This window comes from Variovorax sp. Varisp53 (genome assembly GCF_059491555.1).
Map to the genome: position 1 here is coordinate 3291454 of NZ_CP168512.1, position 15150 is coordinate 3306603.

Annotated in this window: 14 protein-coding genes; 3 read left to right on the plus strand and 11 right to left on the minus strand. The window is 65.9% G+C overall.

Going from position 1 to position 15150, the window contains the following annotated elements; all coding sequences use genetic code 11:
- Nucleotides 1-2: 2 nt before the first annotated feature.
- From ACEOAB_RS15400 to rpsB, 10 genes are all read right to left on the minus strand, one after another.
- A complete protein-coding gene (locus ACEOAB_RS15400) occupies nucleotides 3-548 on the minus strand; it encodes an OmpH/Skp family outer membrane protein (RefSeq protein WP_056592658.1) in 546 nt (181 codons plus the stop codon).
- On the minus strand, nucleotides 549-3020 hold the full coding sequence (gene bamA / locus ACEOAB_RS15405; RefSeq protein WP_056592655.1) for an outer membrane protein assembly factor BamA: 2472 nt from the start codon (nucleotides 3018-3020) through the stop codon (nucleotides 549-551).
- 38 nt (nucleotides 3021-3058) lie between these two features.
- Entirely contained in the window at nucleotides 3059-4432 is a 1374-nt protein-coding gene (gene rseP, locus ACEOAB_RS15410; protein ID WP_056592652.1) for an RIP metalloprotease RseP, read from the minus strand.
- A gap of 30 nt (nucleotides 4433-4462) precedes the next feature.
- Nucleotides 4463-5653, minus strand: coding sequence for a 1-deoxy-D-xylulose-5-phosphate reductoisomerase (gene ispC / locus ACEOAB_RS15415; protein WP_056592648.1), 1191 nt, complete (start codon nucleotides 5651-5653; stop codon nucleotides 4463-4465).
- Nucleotides 5650-6495: a phosphatidate cytidylyltransferase gene (locus ACEOAB_RS15420; RefSeq protein WP_056592645.1), complete on the minus strand. Its 846-nt coding sequence runs from the start codon at nucleotides 6493-6495 to the stop codon at nucleotides 5650-5652. The genes ispC and ACEOAB_RS15420 overlap by 4 nt, the downstream gene beginning before the upstream one ends.
- Before the next feature lie 19 nt (nucleotides 6496-6514).
- A complete protein-coding gene (uppS, locus tag ACEOAB_RS15425; protein ID WP_056518791.1) occupies nucleotides 6515-7234 on the minus strand; it encodes a polyprenyl diphosphate synthase in 720 nt (239 codons plus the stop codon).
- Between the two features lie 8 nt (nucleotides 7235-7242).
- Nucleotides 7243-7803 (minus strand): ribosome recycling factor, encoded by a 561-nt coding sequence (frr, locus tag ACEOAB_RS15430; protein WP_056592642.1) that lies wholly within the window; start codon nucleotides 7801-7803, stop codon nucleotides 7243-7245.
- A gap of 11 nt (nucleotides 7804-7814) precedes the next feature.
- Nucleotides 7815-8537, minus strand: a complete 723-nt coding sequence (gene pyrH, locus ACEOAB_RS15435) for a UMP kinase (protein ID WP_007836993.1) — start codon at nucleotides 8535-8537, stop codon at nucleotides 7815-7817.
- 96 nt (nucleotides 8538-8633) lie between these two features.
- The gene (gene tsf, locus ACEOAB_RS15440; RefSeq protein WP_007836995.1) at nucleotides 8634-9557 is read right to left on the minus strand and encodes a translation elongation factor Ts; all 924 of its coding nucleotides are present in this window, start codon (nucleotides 9555-9557) and stop codon (nucleotides 8634-8636) included.
- Between the two features lie 81 nt (nucleotides 9558-9638).
- Nucleotides 9639-10391, minus strand: a complete 753-nt coding sequence (gene rpsB, locus ACEOAB_RS15445; RefSeq protein ID WP_007836997.1) for a 30S ribosomal protein S2 — start codon at nucleotides 10389-10391, stop codon at nucleotides 9639-9641.
- Nucleotides 10392-10599: 208 nt separating this feature from the next.
- Here rpsB and ACEOAB_RS15450 point away from each other — a divergent pair, with 208 nt between their 5' ends.
- A complete protein-coding gene (locus tag ACEOAB_RS15450; RefSeq protein ID WP_495652945.1) occupies nucleotides 10600-11922 on the plus strand; it encodes an amidase in 1323 nt (440 codons plus the stop codon).
- A 56-nt stretch (nucleotides 11923-11978) separates the two neighbouring features.
- Complete coding sequence (locus tag ACEOAB_RS15455) at nucleotides 11979-13232, plus strand: D-amino acid dehydrogenase (RefSeq protein WP_495652946.1); 1254 nt, start codon at nucleotides 11979-11981, stop codon at nucleotides 13230-13232.
- Here the strand turns inward: ACEOAB_RS15455 and ACEOAB_RS15460 are convergent.
- A complete protein-coding gene (locus ACEOAB_RS15460) occupies nucleotides 13222-13650 on the minus strand; it encodes a hypothetical protein (RefSeq protein WP_413747919.1) in 429 nt (142 codons plus the stop codon). The genes ACEOAB_RS15455 and ACEOAB_RS15460 overlap by 11 nt on opposite strands.
- 36 nt (nucleotides 13651-13686) lie before the next feature.
- On the opposite strand from ACEOAB_RS15460, the gene ACEOAB_RS15465 reads away from it, so the two are divergent.
- On the plus strand, nucleotides 13687-15147 hold the full coding sequence (locus tag ACEOAB_RS15465) for an NAD(P)H-hydrate dehydratase (protein ID WP_495652947.1): 1461 nt from the start codon (nucleotides 13687-13689) through the stop codon (nucleotides 15145-15147).
- Nucleotides 15148-15150 lie beyond the last annotated feature (3 nt).

The window sequence follows — 15150 nt, forward strand, 5'->3', positions numbered from 1 at the left end:
CGTTACTTGCCGGCCGCAGGCGCAGGAGAGCTGACCGACGCGTTCAGCGCCTTGATCACCTTGTCGGTGATGTCGTGCTTCGGATTGATGTAGATCGCCTCCTGAAGGATGGCGTCGTACTTCTCGGCCTCGGCCACCTGCTTCACCACGCGGTTGGCGCGCTCGTAGACCTGCTGGAGCTCTTCATTCTTGCGCGAGTTCAGGTCTTCCTGGAACTCGCGCCGCTTGCGCTGAAAGTCGCGATCCTGGTCGACCAGCCCGCGCTGGCGCGCTGCCCGCTGGCTTTCCGACAGGGTGGGCGCCTCGCGCTCGAACTTCTCCGAGGCCGCTTTCAGAGCGTCGCCCTGCGAAGTCAGATCCTTCTCGCGCTTCAGGAATTCGGCTTCGAGTTTTGCCTGGGCAGTCTTGGCCGGCTGCGCCTCGCGCAGCACGCGGTCCGGGTTCACGAAACCGATGCGAAAGGTTTCCTGCGCCTGGGCGGGCACCGCAGCGAACGCGAGAGCGGAAATCAACGACACGCCTGCCGCGGCGCGAATCAAATGCTTCATTTAGAAAGACGTTCCGATCTGGAATTGGAGGCGCTGAATTCTATCCTTCGGGATGTAGCCGGGCGTCAGCGGGACCCCTACTTCCTTCTGGGACTTGATGGGGAAGGCGTAGGCGAGACGCAGCGGGCCCAGCGGCGAGATCCAGCTGATGCCCAGGCCGACCGAAGCGCGCAGCTTCTTCTCGGCCTTCCATTGCTCGTCGGTCAGGCCGGCGGCACGCGAACCGAACACATTGCCGACGTCGAAGAAGCCGTACAGGCGCAGCGTGCGGTCGTTGCCGGCGCCCGGGAACGGCGTGCTCAGCTCCGCGTTGAAGATGGCCTTCTTGGTGCCGCCCAAAGCAGCACCTTCGCTCTGGCCCAACAGCGGCACATCGCGTGGACCCAGCGAGTTTTGCTCGAAACCGCGAATGGAGCCAAGACCACCCGCATAGAAGTTCTTGAAGATCGGATAGACCTTGCCGCCCAGCGCCTTGGCATAGCCGACTTCGCCGTTGATCGAGAAGGTGTATTGCTTGTTGATCGCGAAGAACTGCTGGTACTGGTAGTTCGTCTTGACGTACTTCATGTCGCCCGCCACCCCCAGTTCGAGGTTGGCACGCTGCAGCCGCCCGGTGGTCGGAATCAACGCGCTGTCGCGGTTGTCCCGGCCCCAGCCCACGCTCAGCGGCACGCCCCAGACGCTGTCCTGCGAGCAGCCCGTGACGAGCCAGCCAGCCGGTGTAGGCGGCAGCAGCGGGCCGTTGCTGACAGGGCTCGTGTTGAGATGGCACTGGAAGTAGTCGAGGTAGGAACGCGGCGTGGTCAAGCCCGCGAGTGCCGTCGTCTTGTTCGGATCGAACGCATACCGCTCCAGGCCGATGCCGAAGAAGACCGTATCGACCTCGCTGAACGGAACGCCAAAGCGGATCGAAGCGCCCTGGTTGACCAGCTTGTAGTCGCCGTCGATGGTCGTCGAATACGGCCGTGTCGTCGTGTGATACACGCTGATCGTGCGCGAGATGCCGTCAGGCGTGAAGTACGGATCGGTGGTCGTCAGCGACAACGTGCGGTTGTACTTGCTGGTGTTGACCTGCACGCCCAGGAAGTTGCCCGAGCCGAACACGTTTTCCTGCGAAATACCGAAGGTCAGTGCGACCTTCTCGGCGCTCGAGTAGCCGGCGCCGAGCTGCAGGCTGCCGGTGGGCTTTTCGGCCACGTTGACGGTCAGGTCCACTTGGTCGGGCGAGCCGGGCACTTCCTGCGTATCGACGTTCACCTCGGTGAAGAACCCCAGGCGGTCCACGCGGTCGCGCGAGAGCTTGATCTTGTCGCCGTCGTACCAGGAGGCCTCGTACTGGCGGAACTCACGGCGAATGACTTCGTCGCGGGTCTTGTTGTTGCCACCCACCGACACACGCCGCACGTACACGCGGCGCGAAGGTTCGGCCTGCAGCGTGAGCGCCACCCGGTTGTTGACACGATCGATCTCGGGGCGCGCCTGCACACGTGCGAACGCGTAGCCGAAGGTGCCGAAATAGTCGTTGAAGGCCTTGGTGGTTTCAGTGACCTGTTCGCCGTTGTAGGGCTCGCCCGGCTTGATGGTGATGAGCGACTTGAACTCCTCGTCGCGACCGAGATAGTTGCCATCGAGCTTGACGCTCGACACAACGAACTTCTCGCCTTCGGTGATGTTCACGGTCACCGTCAGGTCCTTGCGGTCCGGCGAAATGGCAACCTGGGTCGAGTCGATGCGGAACTCGAGGTAGCCGCGCGTGATGTAGTACGAGCGCAGGGTTTCGAGGTCGGCGTTGAGCTTGGCGCGCGAGTACTGGTTCGACTTGGTGTACCAGCTCATGAAGCCGCCGCTGTCCTGGTCGAACAAGCTCAGCAGCGTCGATTCGCTGAAGGCCTTGTTGCCCACCACGTGCACTTCGCGGATGCGGGCCGAATCGCCTTCGGTCACGGTGAAGGTCAGGTTGACGCGGTTGCGCTCGATGGGCGTGACGGTGGTCACGACCTGTGCGTTGTAGAGGCTCTTGCTCACGTACTGGCGCTTGAGCTCCTGCTCGGCACGGTCGGCCAGCGCCTTGTCGTAGGGGCGGCCGTCGGCCAGTCCGACTTCGCGCAGCGCCTTCTGCAAAGCCGCCTTGTCGAACTCCTTGGTACCGACGAAATCGACGTCTGCAATGGTCGGCCGCTCTTCGACGATCACCACCACCACGTTGCCGTTCACGTCGATGCGCACATCCTTGAACAACCCCAAGTCGAACAGCGCGCGAATGGCGGCTGAACCGCGCTCGTCGCTGTAGGTATCGCCCACGCGCAGCGGCAGCGATGCGAAGATCGTGCCGGCTTCGACGCGTTGCAGGCCTTCGACGCGAATGTCGCGCACCGTGAAAGGCTCGACGGCCCAAGCTGCCGTGGCGGCGAGCGCACTGGCGACCACCGCGGCAACGCTACGCAGGCGAAAGCGACTGAAGTTTTTGTTCATCTGTGAATTGAACCGGCACGGAAAGGGCCGGCTGAAAGTTAACCAAAGAGCCGCGTGACGTCGTTGAAGAGTGCGACCGACATCATGACCAGCAGCAGGGCCACACCCCCGCGCTGAAGCCGTTCCATCCAAGCGTCGGAGACGCTCTTGCCGGTCAGGCCCTCCCAAAGATAATACATCAGGTGTCCTCCATCGAGGACCGGCAGCGGCATGAGATTGAGGACCCCGAGGCTCACGCTGATGAGCGCCAGGAAGATCAGATACTGAGTGAAGCCGAGGCTTGCGGACTTGCCCGCGTAGTCGGCGATCGTGAGCGGACCACTCAGGTTCTTGAGCGAGACCTCGCCGATGACCATCTTGCCCATCATGCGCACGGTCAGCGCGGAGACCTCCCAGGTGCGCACCACGCCGCGCCAGACACCGTCGACCGGCCCCTGGCGCACCGTCACCATTTCGGGCGGCGCACCAACGTACGCGCCGATGCGGCCGACCTTGTTGCCACCCTCTTCCCGCACCTCGGGCTTCACTTCGATCGTAAGCAACCGGCCACCGCGCTCGACCTGCCAGACCTGCGTGCGCGGCTGGCCGCCGTCGACCGACGCCCGGATCGCTTCACGCAGCTGCTGCCCGTCGACGATGGCCGTGCCTCCGATGGCACGCACGAGGTCGCCGTTGCGAAGACCGGCACCCTCGGCGGCGCTACCCGCCATGACTTCACCGATCTCGGGCTTGGTCAGGGGTGCCAGCACGCCGATCTTGCGGAACATCTGAGGATCGGCGTCCTTGGCCTCCATGCGGCTCAGCGGCAGCACCAGTTGCCGCACCGGCCGGCCGCCTTCGCCCGCCACTTCGAGCGTCAGGTCGTGTCCGTCCAGCGCGCCGCGGGTCATGCGCCAGCGCAGGTCCTCGAAGGACTGCACCGGCGAAAGGTCGCCATCGAAGCCCGCCCGGGTGATCTGTTCGCCACCGCGCAGGCCCGCTGCCTCGGCCAGCGAAGCCGCCACCGGCCGCGCCAGCTTGGCGACCGGCTCTTGCACGCCGATCCAGTTGACCGCGGTGTAAAGCACGACGGCCAGCAGCAGATTGGCAATAGGCCCCGCTGCGACGATGGCCGCTCGCGAACGCAGAGGCTGAGTATTGAAGGCGCGATGACGCTCTTCGGGCGCTACCGGCCCTTCGCGCTCGTCGAGCATCTTGACGTAGCCGCCCAACGGAAAGGCGCCGATGACGAATTCGGTCTGCTGCCCCGGGTGCTGGCGCTTCGGCTGCCAGCGGAACAGCGCCTTGCCGAATCCGACGGAGAAGCGCTCGACCTTGACCCCACAGGCCACGGCCACGCGGTAGTGCCCGTATTCGTGCACCGCGATCAGGACACCGAGCGCGACCACGAAGGCTATGACTGTGAGCAGCATCGGGATCCTTGGTCTCTTGAGGGGGGTACGTCAGGCTGCGAAGCGCAGCGCAGCGGCATTGGCCGCCGCACGGGCGCTGGCATCGATCGCCAGCAGGTCGGCCAGCGATGCCGGCTTGGAGGGAGAGACTGCTTCCAAAGTTTCCATGTTGACCGCGTGAATGCAATCGAACCGAAGGCGGTGGCTCAGGAAAGCTTCCACCGCAACCTCGTTGGCGGCATTGAGCACCGCCGTCGTGCCCGGCGCGGCGCGCAGCGCGTGCCATGCCAGGCCCAGCCCTGGAAAGAGCGCTGCATCGGGCGCATCGAAGGTCAGCGAGGCCATCTGGCGGAAGTCGAGCCGCGCGGCGCCGCTCTCGATGCGTTCGGGCCAGGCCAGGCCCACCGCGATCGGCACCCGCATGTCGGGCGTACCGAGCTGTGCGATGACCGAGGCGTCGGTGAACTGCACCATCGAGTGCACCACGCTCTGCGGATGGATGACGACCTCGATCTGCTCGGGCGAGACGCCGAACAGGTGACGCGCCTCGATCACTTCGAGCGCCTTGTTCATCATGGTGGCCGAGTCGACCGAGATCTTGCGGCCCATGACCCAGTTCGGATGGGCACAGGCCTGCTCGGGCGTTACCGTGCCCAGGGTTTCCGGGGCACGCGTACGGAACGGGCCACCCGAGGCGGTCAGGATGATCTTGTCGATGCGCCGTGCCCAGGTGGATGGATCTTCGGGCAGCGACTGGAAGATGGCTGAATGCTCGCTGTCGATAGGCAGCAGCGTGGCGCCGCCCTCGCGCACGGTACGCATGAAGAGCTCGCCGCCGACGACCAGCGCTTCCTTGTTGGCCAGCAGCAGGCGCTTGCCGGCGCGCGCGGCGGCCAGGCACGGCCCCAGGCCCGCGGCACCGACGATGGCGGCCATGACGGCATCCGTTTCGTCGTGGGACGCTATCGTTTCGAGAGCACCGTCACCCATCAGGACAACCGTCTTCAGGCTGTTCTGCTTCAGCTTTTCAGCCAGTATCGCGGCATGCGGCGCGCTGGCCATCACGGCGAACCGCGGCAAGAACTGGGCGCACTGCGCCAGCAACTCGTCGACCTTGGTGGCAGCCGAAAGCGCGAACACCTCAAAGCGCTCGGGGTGGCGCGAAATGACGTCGAGCGTGCTCACGCCGACCGAGCCGGTCGAGCCGAGCACCGTGACGCGTTGTCTTCTGGTTGAGTTCACAGGAAAGCCAGCATCATGGCAATAGGAAGCGCCGGCAAGAGGGCATCCACGCGGTCGAGAACACCACCGTGGCCGGGCAACAGCCGACTGCTGTCCTTGGCGCCGGCACTGCGCTTGATGAGAGATTCGACGAGGTCGCCCACGACGCTCATGGCCGAGAGGAACAACGCGGCGAGCAGCAAGAGCCACCAGCCACGCTCGTTGAGACGGGTGTAGAGGCTGGCCACGGCGGCGCCGGTGGCCTTGTCGGCCCAGACCCAGGCAAAGGCCAGCACCACCACGCCGATCATGCCGCCCCAGACACCTTCCCAGCTCTTGCCGGGACTGATCGCGGGCGCGAGCTTGTTGCGCGTGAACCTGAGGCCGAAGGCACGGCCGGCGAAATAGGCGAACACGTCGGCCACCCACACCAGCACCAGGATCGACAGCAGGAAGTTGATGCCGATCATGCGCGCCTGCACCGCGGCAAGCCACGCCACCCAGAGCGCAAGCAGGCCGCCGACCAGCCGCAGCCCACGCGGAATGCGGGGCCAACCCGGCACCGCCACGCGCAGCAGCGCCGCGCCGCCCAGCACCCAGGCCGCGCTGGCCAGGGTCCACATCAGGATCAACGGTTGTTCGAGCAGGCCCAGCCACCACGAAAGCCCGCAAAGCACCACGGTCTCGGCACCCAGGAACAGCGACACCTTCTGGCCGTAGCCGTTGAGACGCCCCCACTCCCACGCAGCCGCACCGATCAGCACGAGCATCACACAGGCGAATGGGATGTAGTTTCGATAGAACAGCGCCGGCAGCAGGATCGCGAGCAGCACGATCGCCGTGAGGATGCGTTGTTTGAGCATGCGTGAAGTTGTGAGGTCTTCAGGCCGCAGCCGTCGAAACCTGTGCCGAGGTCTGGCCGAAGCGGCGCTCGCGGCCCTGGAACGCGGCAATCGCCTCGTCCAGCGCGGCCTCGTCGAATTCGGGCCACAGCTTGTCGCTGAAGAAAAGCTCGGCGTAGGCACTCTGCCAGAGCAGGAAATTGGACAACCGCTGCTCGCCGCCCGTTCGGATGAACAGGTCGGGGTCGGGCACATGGGCCAGGGCCATGGCGCGGTCGAGGCTGACCTCGGTGATCGCTTCGCCCTGCGCCACCAACCTGGCGGCAGCCTGCGCGATGTCCCAGCGCCCGCCGTAGTTGAAGCAGACGTTGAGCACCATGCGCGTGTTGTGCGCCGTGGCAACCTCGGCGTCGACCAGGCCCTTCACCATCTTCGGTGACAGCCCGCCCCGCTCGCCGACGAAATGCAGCCGCACACCGTCGCTGCTGAGCTTGGGCACCTCGCGGGCGAGCGCCCCGACCATCAGCTCCATGAGCCCGGAGACTTCCTCGACGGGCCGGTTCCAGTTCTCGGACGAGAACGCAAACACCGTCAGCACGCCCACGCCGCGATCGGCGCAGGCCTTGACACAGCGCCGCAGCGCTTCGACGCCCTGCTTGTGCCCCGCAACGCGAGGCAGGAAACGTCGCGTCGCCCAACGACCGTTGCCGTCCATGACGATGGCAACGTGGTGGGGAATGCGCGGCGCTGACGAGGCCATGACAGGCCTCAAACGGCCATGATCTCCGCTTCCTTGGCCGCGACCAGGCGGTCGATTTCCGCGATGTGGCGGTCGGTGACCTTCTGGATCTCGGCTTCGGCACGCTTCTGGTCGTCTTCGGAGGCCAGCTTGTCCTTGACCAGCTTCTTGACCGACTCGTTCGCATCACGGCGCAGGTTGCGCGTGGCGATCTTGGCGGTTTCGCCTTCGTTGCGAACCAGCTTGGTCATTTCCTTGCGGCGCTCTTCGCTCATGGCGGGCAGCGGCACGCGGATCAGGTCGCCCATCGAGGCGGGGTTCAAGCCCAGGTCGCTTTCGCGAATGGCCTTCTCGATCTTGGCGCCCATGCCCTTTTCCCAGGGCTGGACGCTGATGGTGCGCGAGTCGAGCACCGACACGTTGGCCACCTGGCTCAGCGGCACCTGCGAGCCGTAGTACTCGACGTGGATCGAGTCGAGCAGCGCCGAATTTGCGCGGCCCGTGCGGATCTTGGTGAGGTTGTTCTGGAATGCGGCGAGCGACTGATTCATCTTCGCGTCGGTCGCATTGCGGATGTCTGCAATGGTCATCTCAAATACTCCTAGGCATGCACCAGCGTGCCCTCGTCCTCGCCCATCACGACGCGCTTGAGCGCACCGTTCTTGAGGATCGAGAACACCTTGATCGGCAGCTTCTGGTCGCGGCACAGCGCGAAAGCCGTGGCGTCCATGATGCCGAGATTTTTTGCGATCGCCTCGTCGAAAGTCAGCGTGGCGTAGCGCGTTGCATCGGGGTTGGTCTTGGGATCGGCGGTGTAGACGCCGTCGACCTTGGTCGCCTTGAGCACGAGCTCGGCACCGATCTCGGCGCCGCGCAGCGCGGCAGCCGTATCGGTGGTGAAGAACGGATTGCCCGTGCCGGCCGCGAACACCACGACCTTGCCCTCTTCGAGGTACTGCAGGGCCTTGGGGCGCACATAGGGCTCGACCACCTGCTCGATGGCAATGGCGGACATCACGCGGGCCACGAGACCCTGCTTGTCCATTGCGTCGGCCAGCGCCAGCGAGTTCATCACGGTGGCCAGCATGCCCATGTAGTCGGCCGTGGCGCGGTCCATGCCGACCGAGCCGCCCGCGACGCCGCGGAAGATGTTGCCGCCCCCGATCACGACCGCCACCTGGACGCCCATGTTCACAACCTCGGCCACTTCCTGCACCATGCGCACGATGGTGGCGCGGTTGATGCCGAAGGCGTCATCGCCCATCAATGCCTCTCCCGACAGCTTCAACAAGATTCGCTTGTGGGCTGGGCGGGCATCAGACATGGGCAATTTCCTTTGATTTGGCGGGGACGAGTGTAAAACGTAGCGATGAAAAAGCGACGGCACGCGTTGGCGCGCCGTCGCTGGAGCCCGAAAGGCTTAGGCAGCGGCCTTGGCTGCTGCGACCTGCGCGGCAACTTCCGCAGCGAAGTCGTCAACCTTCTTCTCAATGCCTTCGCCGACCACGTACAGGGTGAAGCCCTTGATCGAGGTGTCGGCGGCCTTGAGCATCTGCTCGACGGTCTGCTTGTCGTTCTTCACGAACGGCTGGTTGTGCAGCGAGACTTCCTTCAGGTACTTCTGCACGCCGCCTTCGATGCGTTTGGCAACGATGTCGTCGGGCTGCGGCTTCTTGCCTTCGGCCTCGGCCACCTTGCGGTCTTCGGCAGCCTTGCCGGCAGCCACGGCGCGCTCTTTTTCGATCAGTTCGACAGGCACGTCCGACGCCTGGATGGCGACCGGCTTCATGGCGGCAATGTGCATCGCCACGTCCTTGGCCGACGTGTCGTCGCCCTCGAACTCGACCATCACGCCGATGCGCGTGCCGTGCAGGTACGAAGCCAGCTTGCCGTTGCCGGCAAAGTGCTTGAAGCGGCGAAAGCTCATGTTCTCGCCGATCTTGCCGATCAGGCCCTTGCGCACGTCCTCGAGCGTCGGACCGAAGCCGTCCTGCTCGTAGGGCAGCGCGCCCAGCGCAGCGATGTCGGCCGGGTTGTTCTTGGCGACCAGCATCGCGGCAGCGTTGGCCATGGCCAGGAAGCTGTCGTTCTTGGTGACGAAGTCGGTTTCGCAGTTGATTTCGATCATGCCGCCGGCAGCGCCATCGACGAATGCCGTGACCACGCCTTCGGCAGTGATGCGGCCCGATGCCTTGCCAGCCTTGTTGCCGAGCTTGATGCGCAGCAGCTCTTCGGCCTTTTCCATGTTACCGTCGGCCTCGGTCAGGGCCTTCTTGCATTCCATCATCGGCGCGTCGGTCTTTGCGCGCAGTTCGCCGACCATGCTTGCGGTGATTGCAGCCATTGTTGTATCTCCGTAAATCCAAAAATCAGGTTAAAAAAAAGGGGCACCAAAGCCCCTTCTTCAGGCTCGCGAGCGCGCCAATCAGGCCGAAGCGCCCTCTTCGACTTCGACGAATTCGTCGCTGCCTTCGGCGATGGCCTTGACCACGTCACCGGTGGCGCTGTTGCGGCCTTCGATGATCGCATCGGCGATGCCGCGGGCGTACAGCGTGACAGCCTTCGACGAGTCGTCGTTGCCGGGGATCACGTAGTCAATGCCTTCGGGCGAGTGGTTGGAGTCCACCACACCGATCAGCGGAATGCCGAGCTTCTTGGCTTCGGCCACGGCGATCTTGTGGAAGCCCACGTCGATCACGAAGATGGCGTCGGGCAGCGCGGTCATGTCCTGGATGCCGCCGATGTCCTTTTCGAGCTTCTCGATTTCGCGCGAGAAGGTCAGTTGCTCCTTCTTGCTCAGCGAGTCGAGGCCGGCTTCCTGCTGGGCCTTCATGTCCTTCAGACGCTTGATCGATGTCTTGACGGTCTTGAAGTTGGTCAGCATGCCGCCCAGCCAGCGGGTGTCGACGAAAGGCACACCGGCGCGGCGAGCTTCGGCAGCCACGATTTCACGGGCCTGGCGCTTCGTGCCGACCATCAGGATCGTGCCGCGGTTGGCGGTGAGCTGCTTGGCGTACTTCATCGCGTCCTGGAACATCGGGAGCGACTTTTCCAGGTTGATGATGTGGATCTTGTTGCGATGGCCGAAGATGAACGGGGCCATCTTGGGGTTCCAGAAGCGGGTTTGGTGACCGAAATGGACACCTGCTTCCAGCATTTCGCGCATGGTGGTAGACATTGAAATTACTCCAAAGGTTGGGTCTAAAATCCAGCCCGTTTTGTGCTCTTTTGAACGGAGTCACAACACCTTGATTGGGCCGGTTTGCGGATGTGTCTGGCTGGATGCAACGAAAGCCGTCGCTTTGCCAGCGAAACCCAAAGAGTATAGCACGGCCGCCGCCCCTTCTCCCTCGAAACCGAGCCGCCTCACGGCATCCGCAGCGCCCATGAACGATCTTCACGCCACTCGTTTCACCCTTCTGACAGGTGGCTCCGATGCCCGCACCGAAATGGAGCACGCCATCGGCATTGCCCAATCCCCGGCCTGCGTGCACGTCTTCACCCGCACCATGTTCGACGAGGCCCGCCAGACCACCGCCGCGTCGCCCCCCGACAGCCGCCTTTCCGGACTGGCCTTCACCGCGAAGGACCTGTTCGATGTTGAAGGCCAGCCAACGCCCGCCGGCTCCGCGGTGCTGGCCCATGCGCCCGCGGCCAAGGCCGACGCCCTCGCCGTGGCACGGCTGCGCGCCGCGGGCGGCGTGCTGACCGGCCGCACCAACATGACGGAGTTCGCCTTCTCGGGCGTCGGCGTCAATCCGCACCACGGCACGCCGGCCAACGCGTGCGACGCCGCCACGCCCCGCATCCCGGGCGGCTCGTCCTCCGGCGCAGCGGTGTCGGTGGCCAGCGGCGCTGCGTTCATCGGGCTGGGCTCCGACACCGGCGGCTCGATCCGCATCCCGGCGGCGCTGAACGGCATCGTCGGCTTCAAGAACACGGCCCGGCTAACGCCTGCGGAAGGCGCACTGCCGCTCTCGACCACCCTGGACACGGTTTGCGCCATGACGCGGTCGGTGCGCGACGCCATCACGGCGCACGAAATCCTCGCCGCGCGGCGCGTGACCGCCGGCAACGCCCCGCTGGCCGCCTACAGGCTGGCGGTGGTGAAAAACGTATTCTTCGACGGCGCCGAACCCGCCGTGGCCGCCGCTTTCGAGCGCTCGCTGAAGGCATTGCGGACCGCCGGCGCCCGCATCGTCGAGATCGAACTGCCCGAACTGGCCGAGTTGACCACCATCAACGCCACCGGCGGTTTCTCGGCAGCCGAGTCGTACGCCTGGCACCGCCTGCTGCTGGAGCGCAGCGGTGCAGGCTACGATCCGCGCGTGGTCCAGCGCATCCTGCGCGGTGCCACGATGAAAGCGCACGAATACATCGACCTGATCCATGCCCGCCGCGACTGGATCGCCCGTGTCGAAACCGCGCTCGCCCCGTTCGACGCCGTCCTGTCGCCGACCGTGCCGATCACCGCGCCGTCCATCGCCAGCGTGGCGCCGGGCGCCGAGCGCGACGACGAATTCTTCCGCGTCAATGCACTGCTGCTGCGCAATCCATCGATCGTCAACATGCTCGACGGCTGCGCCATTTCGCTGCCCTGCCACGCCGACGGCGAACTGCCGGTCGGCCTGATGCTGTGGCACGCCGCGCTGCACGACGACGCCGTGCTCGCAGTTGCGCTCCAGGCCGAGCGCACGCTGCAAAAATAGCAGCCGACGCTGCCCAACGCACGGGCGCCAACCATCTCTCTTATCCAGAAAATTCAATGAAAATCGCGATCGTGGGCGCCGGCATCGTCGGCGTCACCACCGCCTGGGAACTGGTTTCCGACGGCCATGAAGTGACCGTGTTCGAGCGCAGGGGCGCCGCCGCAGAAGAAGCCAGCTTCGCCAACGCCGGCGTGGTCGCTCCCGGGTACGTCACGCCGTGGGCCGCCCCCGGCATGCGCGGCAAGGTGCTGCGCTCGCTGCTGTCCTCGCACGGCGCCGTCAAGCTGCGCTGGCCGCTCGCTTCGCGCGACCTCGGCTGGCTGTCGCGCTGGCAAAAGGCCTGCAAGCTCGAAACCTACCTCGCCAATCGCGCACGCATGCAGCGCCTGGCCTTCTACAGCCGCAACCGCCTGCACGAAGTGACCGAGGCGCGCGAGCTCAGCTACGAACGCAGCGACGGCTACCTGGTGCTGCTGCGTTCCAAGCGCGAAAAGAAACTGGTGCAGCCCGGGCTCGACGTACTGCGCGCGGCCGGCAGCGCCTTCAAGGAAGTCGATGCAGACGAGGCCCGGCTGATCGAGCCGGCCCTCAACCCCGACTCCCCGCTGGCGGGCGCCATCCACCTGCCCGACGATGAAGTGGCCAACTGCCGGCAGTTCGCTCTGCTGCTCAAGTGGGAGGCCGAGTCGCTCGGTGCTCAGTTTCACTTCAACTGCGACATCGCCCCCCTGAGCCGCGCGGCGCCCACTTCGCTGTCTTTGGCGAGCGGCTCGGATCCGGTGCGCTACGACGCAGTCGTGATGTGCGCCGGCCTGGCATCGGCGTCGCTGCTGCGGCCGCTGGGGCTGCGCATCCCGATGGCGCCGGTCTACGGCCATTCGATCAGCGCGCCGATCCGCGAACCGCTCAATGCACCGCGCTGCGCGGTGATGGACGAGCGCTACAAGGTTGCCATCTCCCGCCTGGGCCAGCGCGTGCGCGTGGCCGGCGGCGCCGAAATCGGCGGCTCGCTCGACACGACGAATCCGGCCGCCGTGCAGACGCTCTACAAGGTGTTGCACGACTGGTTCCCGGGCGCGGCCACGCTACAGTCCGGCGTGCAGCAGTGGAAAGGCGCGCGGCCGATGCTGCCCGACGGCCCGCCCGTGCTGGGCGCAAGCGGTATCCCCGGCGTGTGGCTCAATCTCGGCCACGGCTCGAGCGGCTGGGCGCTGTCATGCGGCAGCGCGCGCGTGCTGGGCGACCTGATCGCCGGACAGGACCCGGGCATCGACCTCGAAGGCCTGGGCGTCGAACGGCTCAGTCTTTAGGGCCCCACCGGCGCAGGCACTCGGGGCTGGCCGGCTGCTCGACGGGCAACGCGGGCTCCGGCGGCGGCCGGAGTTTCTGCGCAATCCATCCCAGCAAACCGGGGCCGACCAGCACAAAGAAGCCCAGGCACAGCGCATCAGCGCTCAGCAGCGCGAGGCGCGTCAGACCGGAAACGGTTTCGGACGGCACGTCAAACCAGCGGACCACGCTGATGCCGAAGCCGACATTGGCGGCCCATGCCAGGTCCCGCAAAGCCACCCATCGCTTCAAATCGGCCAGCAGAAAGACGCCCCACACGCCGCACAGCAGGCCCAGGACCCATCCCAGCCCTGCAATCCACGACATCGTCGCAGCCACAAAGAAGACGAGCGCCGCGCAAAACAGGACGAGCACCCAGGCGACGCTCTTGAGATTCATCCCCGGATGATAGGGACGCGACGGCACAATGCGCCGATGCAACGCATCACGTCCGCCACCATTGCCGAGCTGTTCGACATCGCCGCCACGCGCCGCATCGAACAGGCTGCGGCGGCCGCCCTGCCCGCGCACGCGCTGATGCAGCGTGCCGGCCTCGCAGTCGCACGGCTGGCCATGGCGATCGCGCCGCATGCACGAACGATCTGGGTGGCCTGCGGGCCAGGCAACAACGGCGGCGATGGCTTCGAGGCCGCCGCGCAGTTGCGGCACAGGGGCTTCTTTCCGGTCGTCACCTTCCTCGGGGATGAAGGCCGCTTGCCGCCGGACGCCAAGGCATCGCTGCAGCGTGCCCGCGACGCAGGCGTGACATTCGCATCGACACCGCCTTCGGCCTATGAGCTGGCCATCGACGCGCTGCTCGGCATCGGATCGACGCGGCCCCCCGAAGGCACGATGGCCGAATGGCTGGCGGAGATGCATGCAAGTGCCCGGCCGGTGCTCAGCGTCGACGTGCCATCGGGCCTGAATGCCGACACGGGCACGCTAACCCACGGCATCGAACCAGCCCAATCATCGGCGCGCAGCTGCATCACCTTCCTCACGCTGAAGCCCGGCCTGTTCACGGCCCAGGGCCGCGATGCGGCAGGCGCCGTGTGGTTCGACAATCTGGGTTGCGGCGCATTCAAGGATCAACCCGCGGCCCGGATCGCCGGGGCCCCTGAAACTCGGCGGCGCGCACATGCCTCGCACAAGGGCAGTTTTGGCGATGTCGCGGTGATCGGCGGCGCGCCCGGCATGGCAGGAGCCGCGCTGCTGGCCGGGTCGGCGGCTTTGCACAGCGGTGTGGGGCGCGTCTTCGTCGGGCTGCTCGATCCGAGCGCGGCCCCCGTCGACATCGCGCAACCTGAACTGATGCTGCGCGACGCCCGAACGCTCGACCTGTCGGGCATGACGGCAGTGTGCGGATGCGGAGGTGCAGAGGCGGTGGCCGAACTGCTGCCGCGCGTTCTCTCGACGGCGGCCGCACTGGTGCTCGATGCCGACGCACTCAACGCCATCGCAGCCGATAGCGCGCTGCAAGCCCAATTGGTATTGCGAGGAAAAGGCGGAGCACCCACCGTGATCACGCCGCATCCGCTGGAAGCGGCGCGACTGCTGGGCTGCACGGTCGGCGAGGTCCAGGCCGACAGGCTGGCCGCGGCCCGCCGACACGCCGTGGACTTAGGTGTCGTGACACTGCTCAAGGGTTCAGGCACTGTGGTTGCCGACGCCGGCAGCGCGCCACCCGCCATCAGCCTGACCGGCAACGCGCGCCTCGCGACGGCCGGCACAGGCGACGTGCTGGCCGGCATGATCGGCGCGGCACTGGCCATGCGCCAGCCAGCCTTCGAAGCGGCGCACGAAGCCGTCTGGCAGCACGGCCACATCGCCGACACCTGGCCGGCCGGTGCCGCCCCGCTCACGGCCGGCGCGCTGGCCCGCCGTGCGCCCTCCTGACTG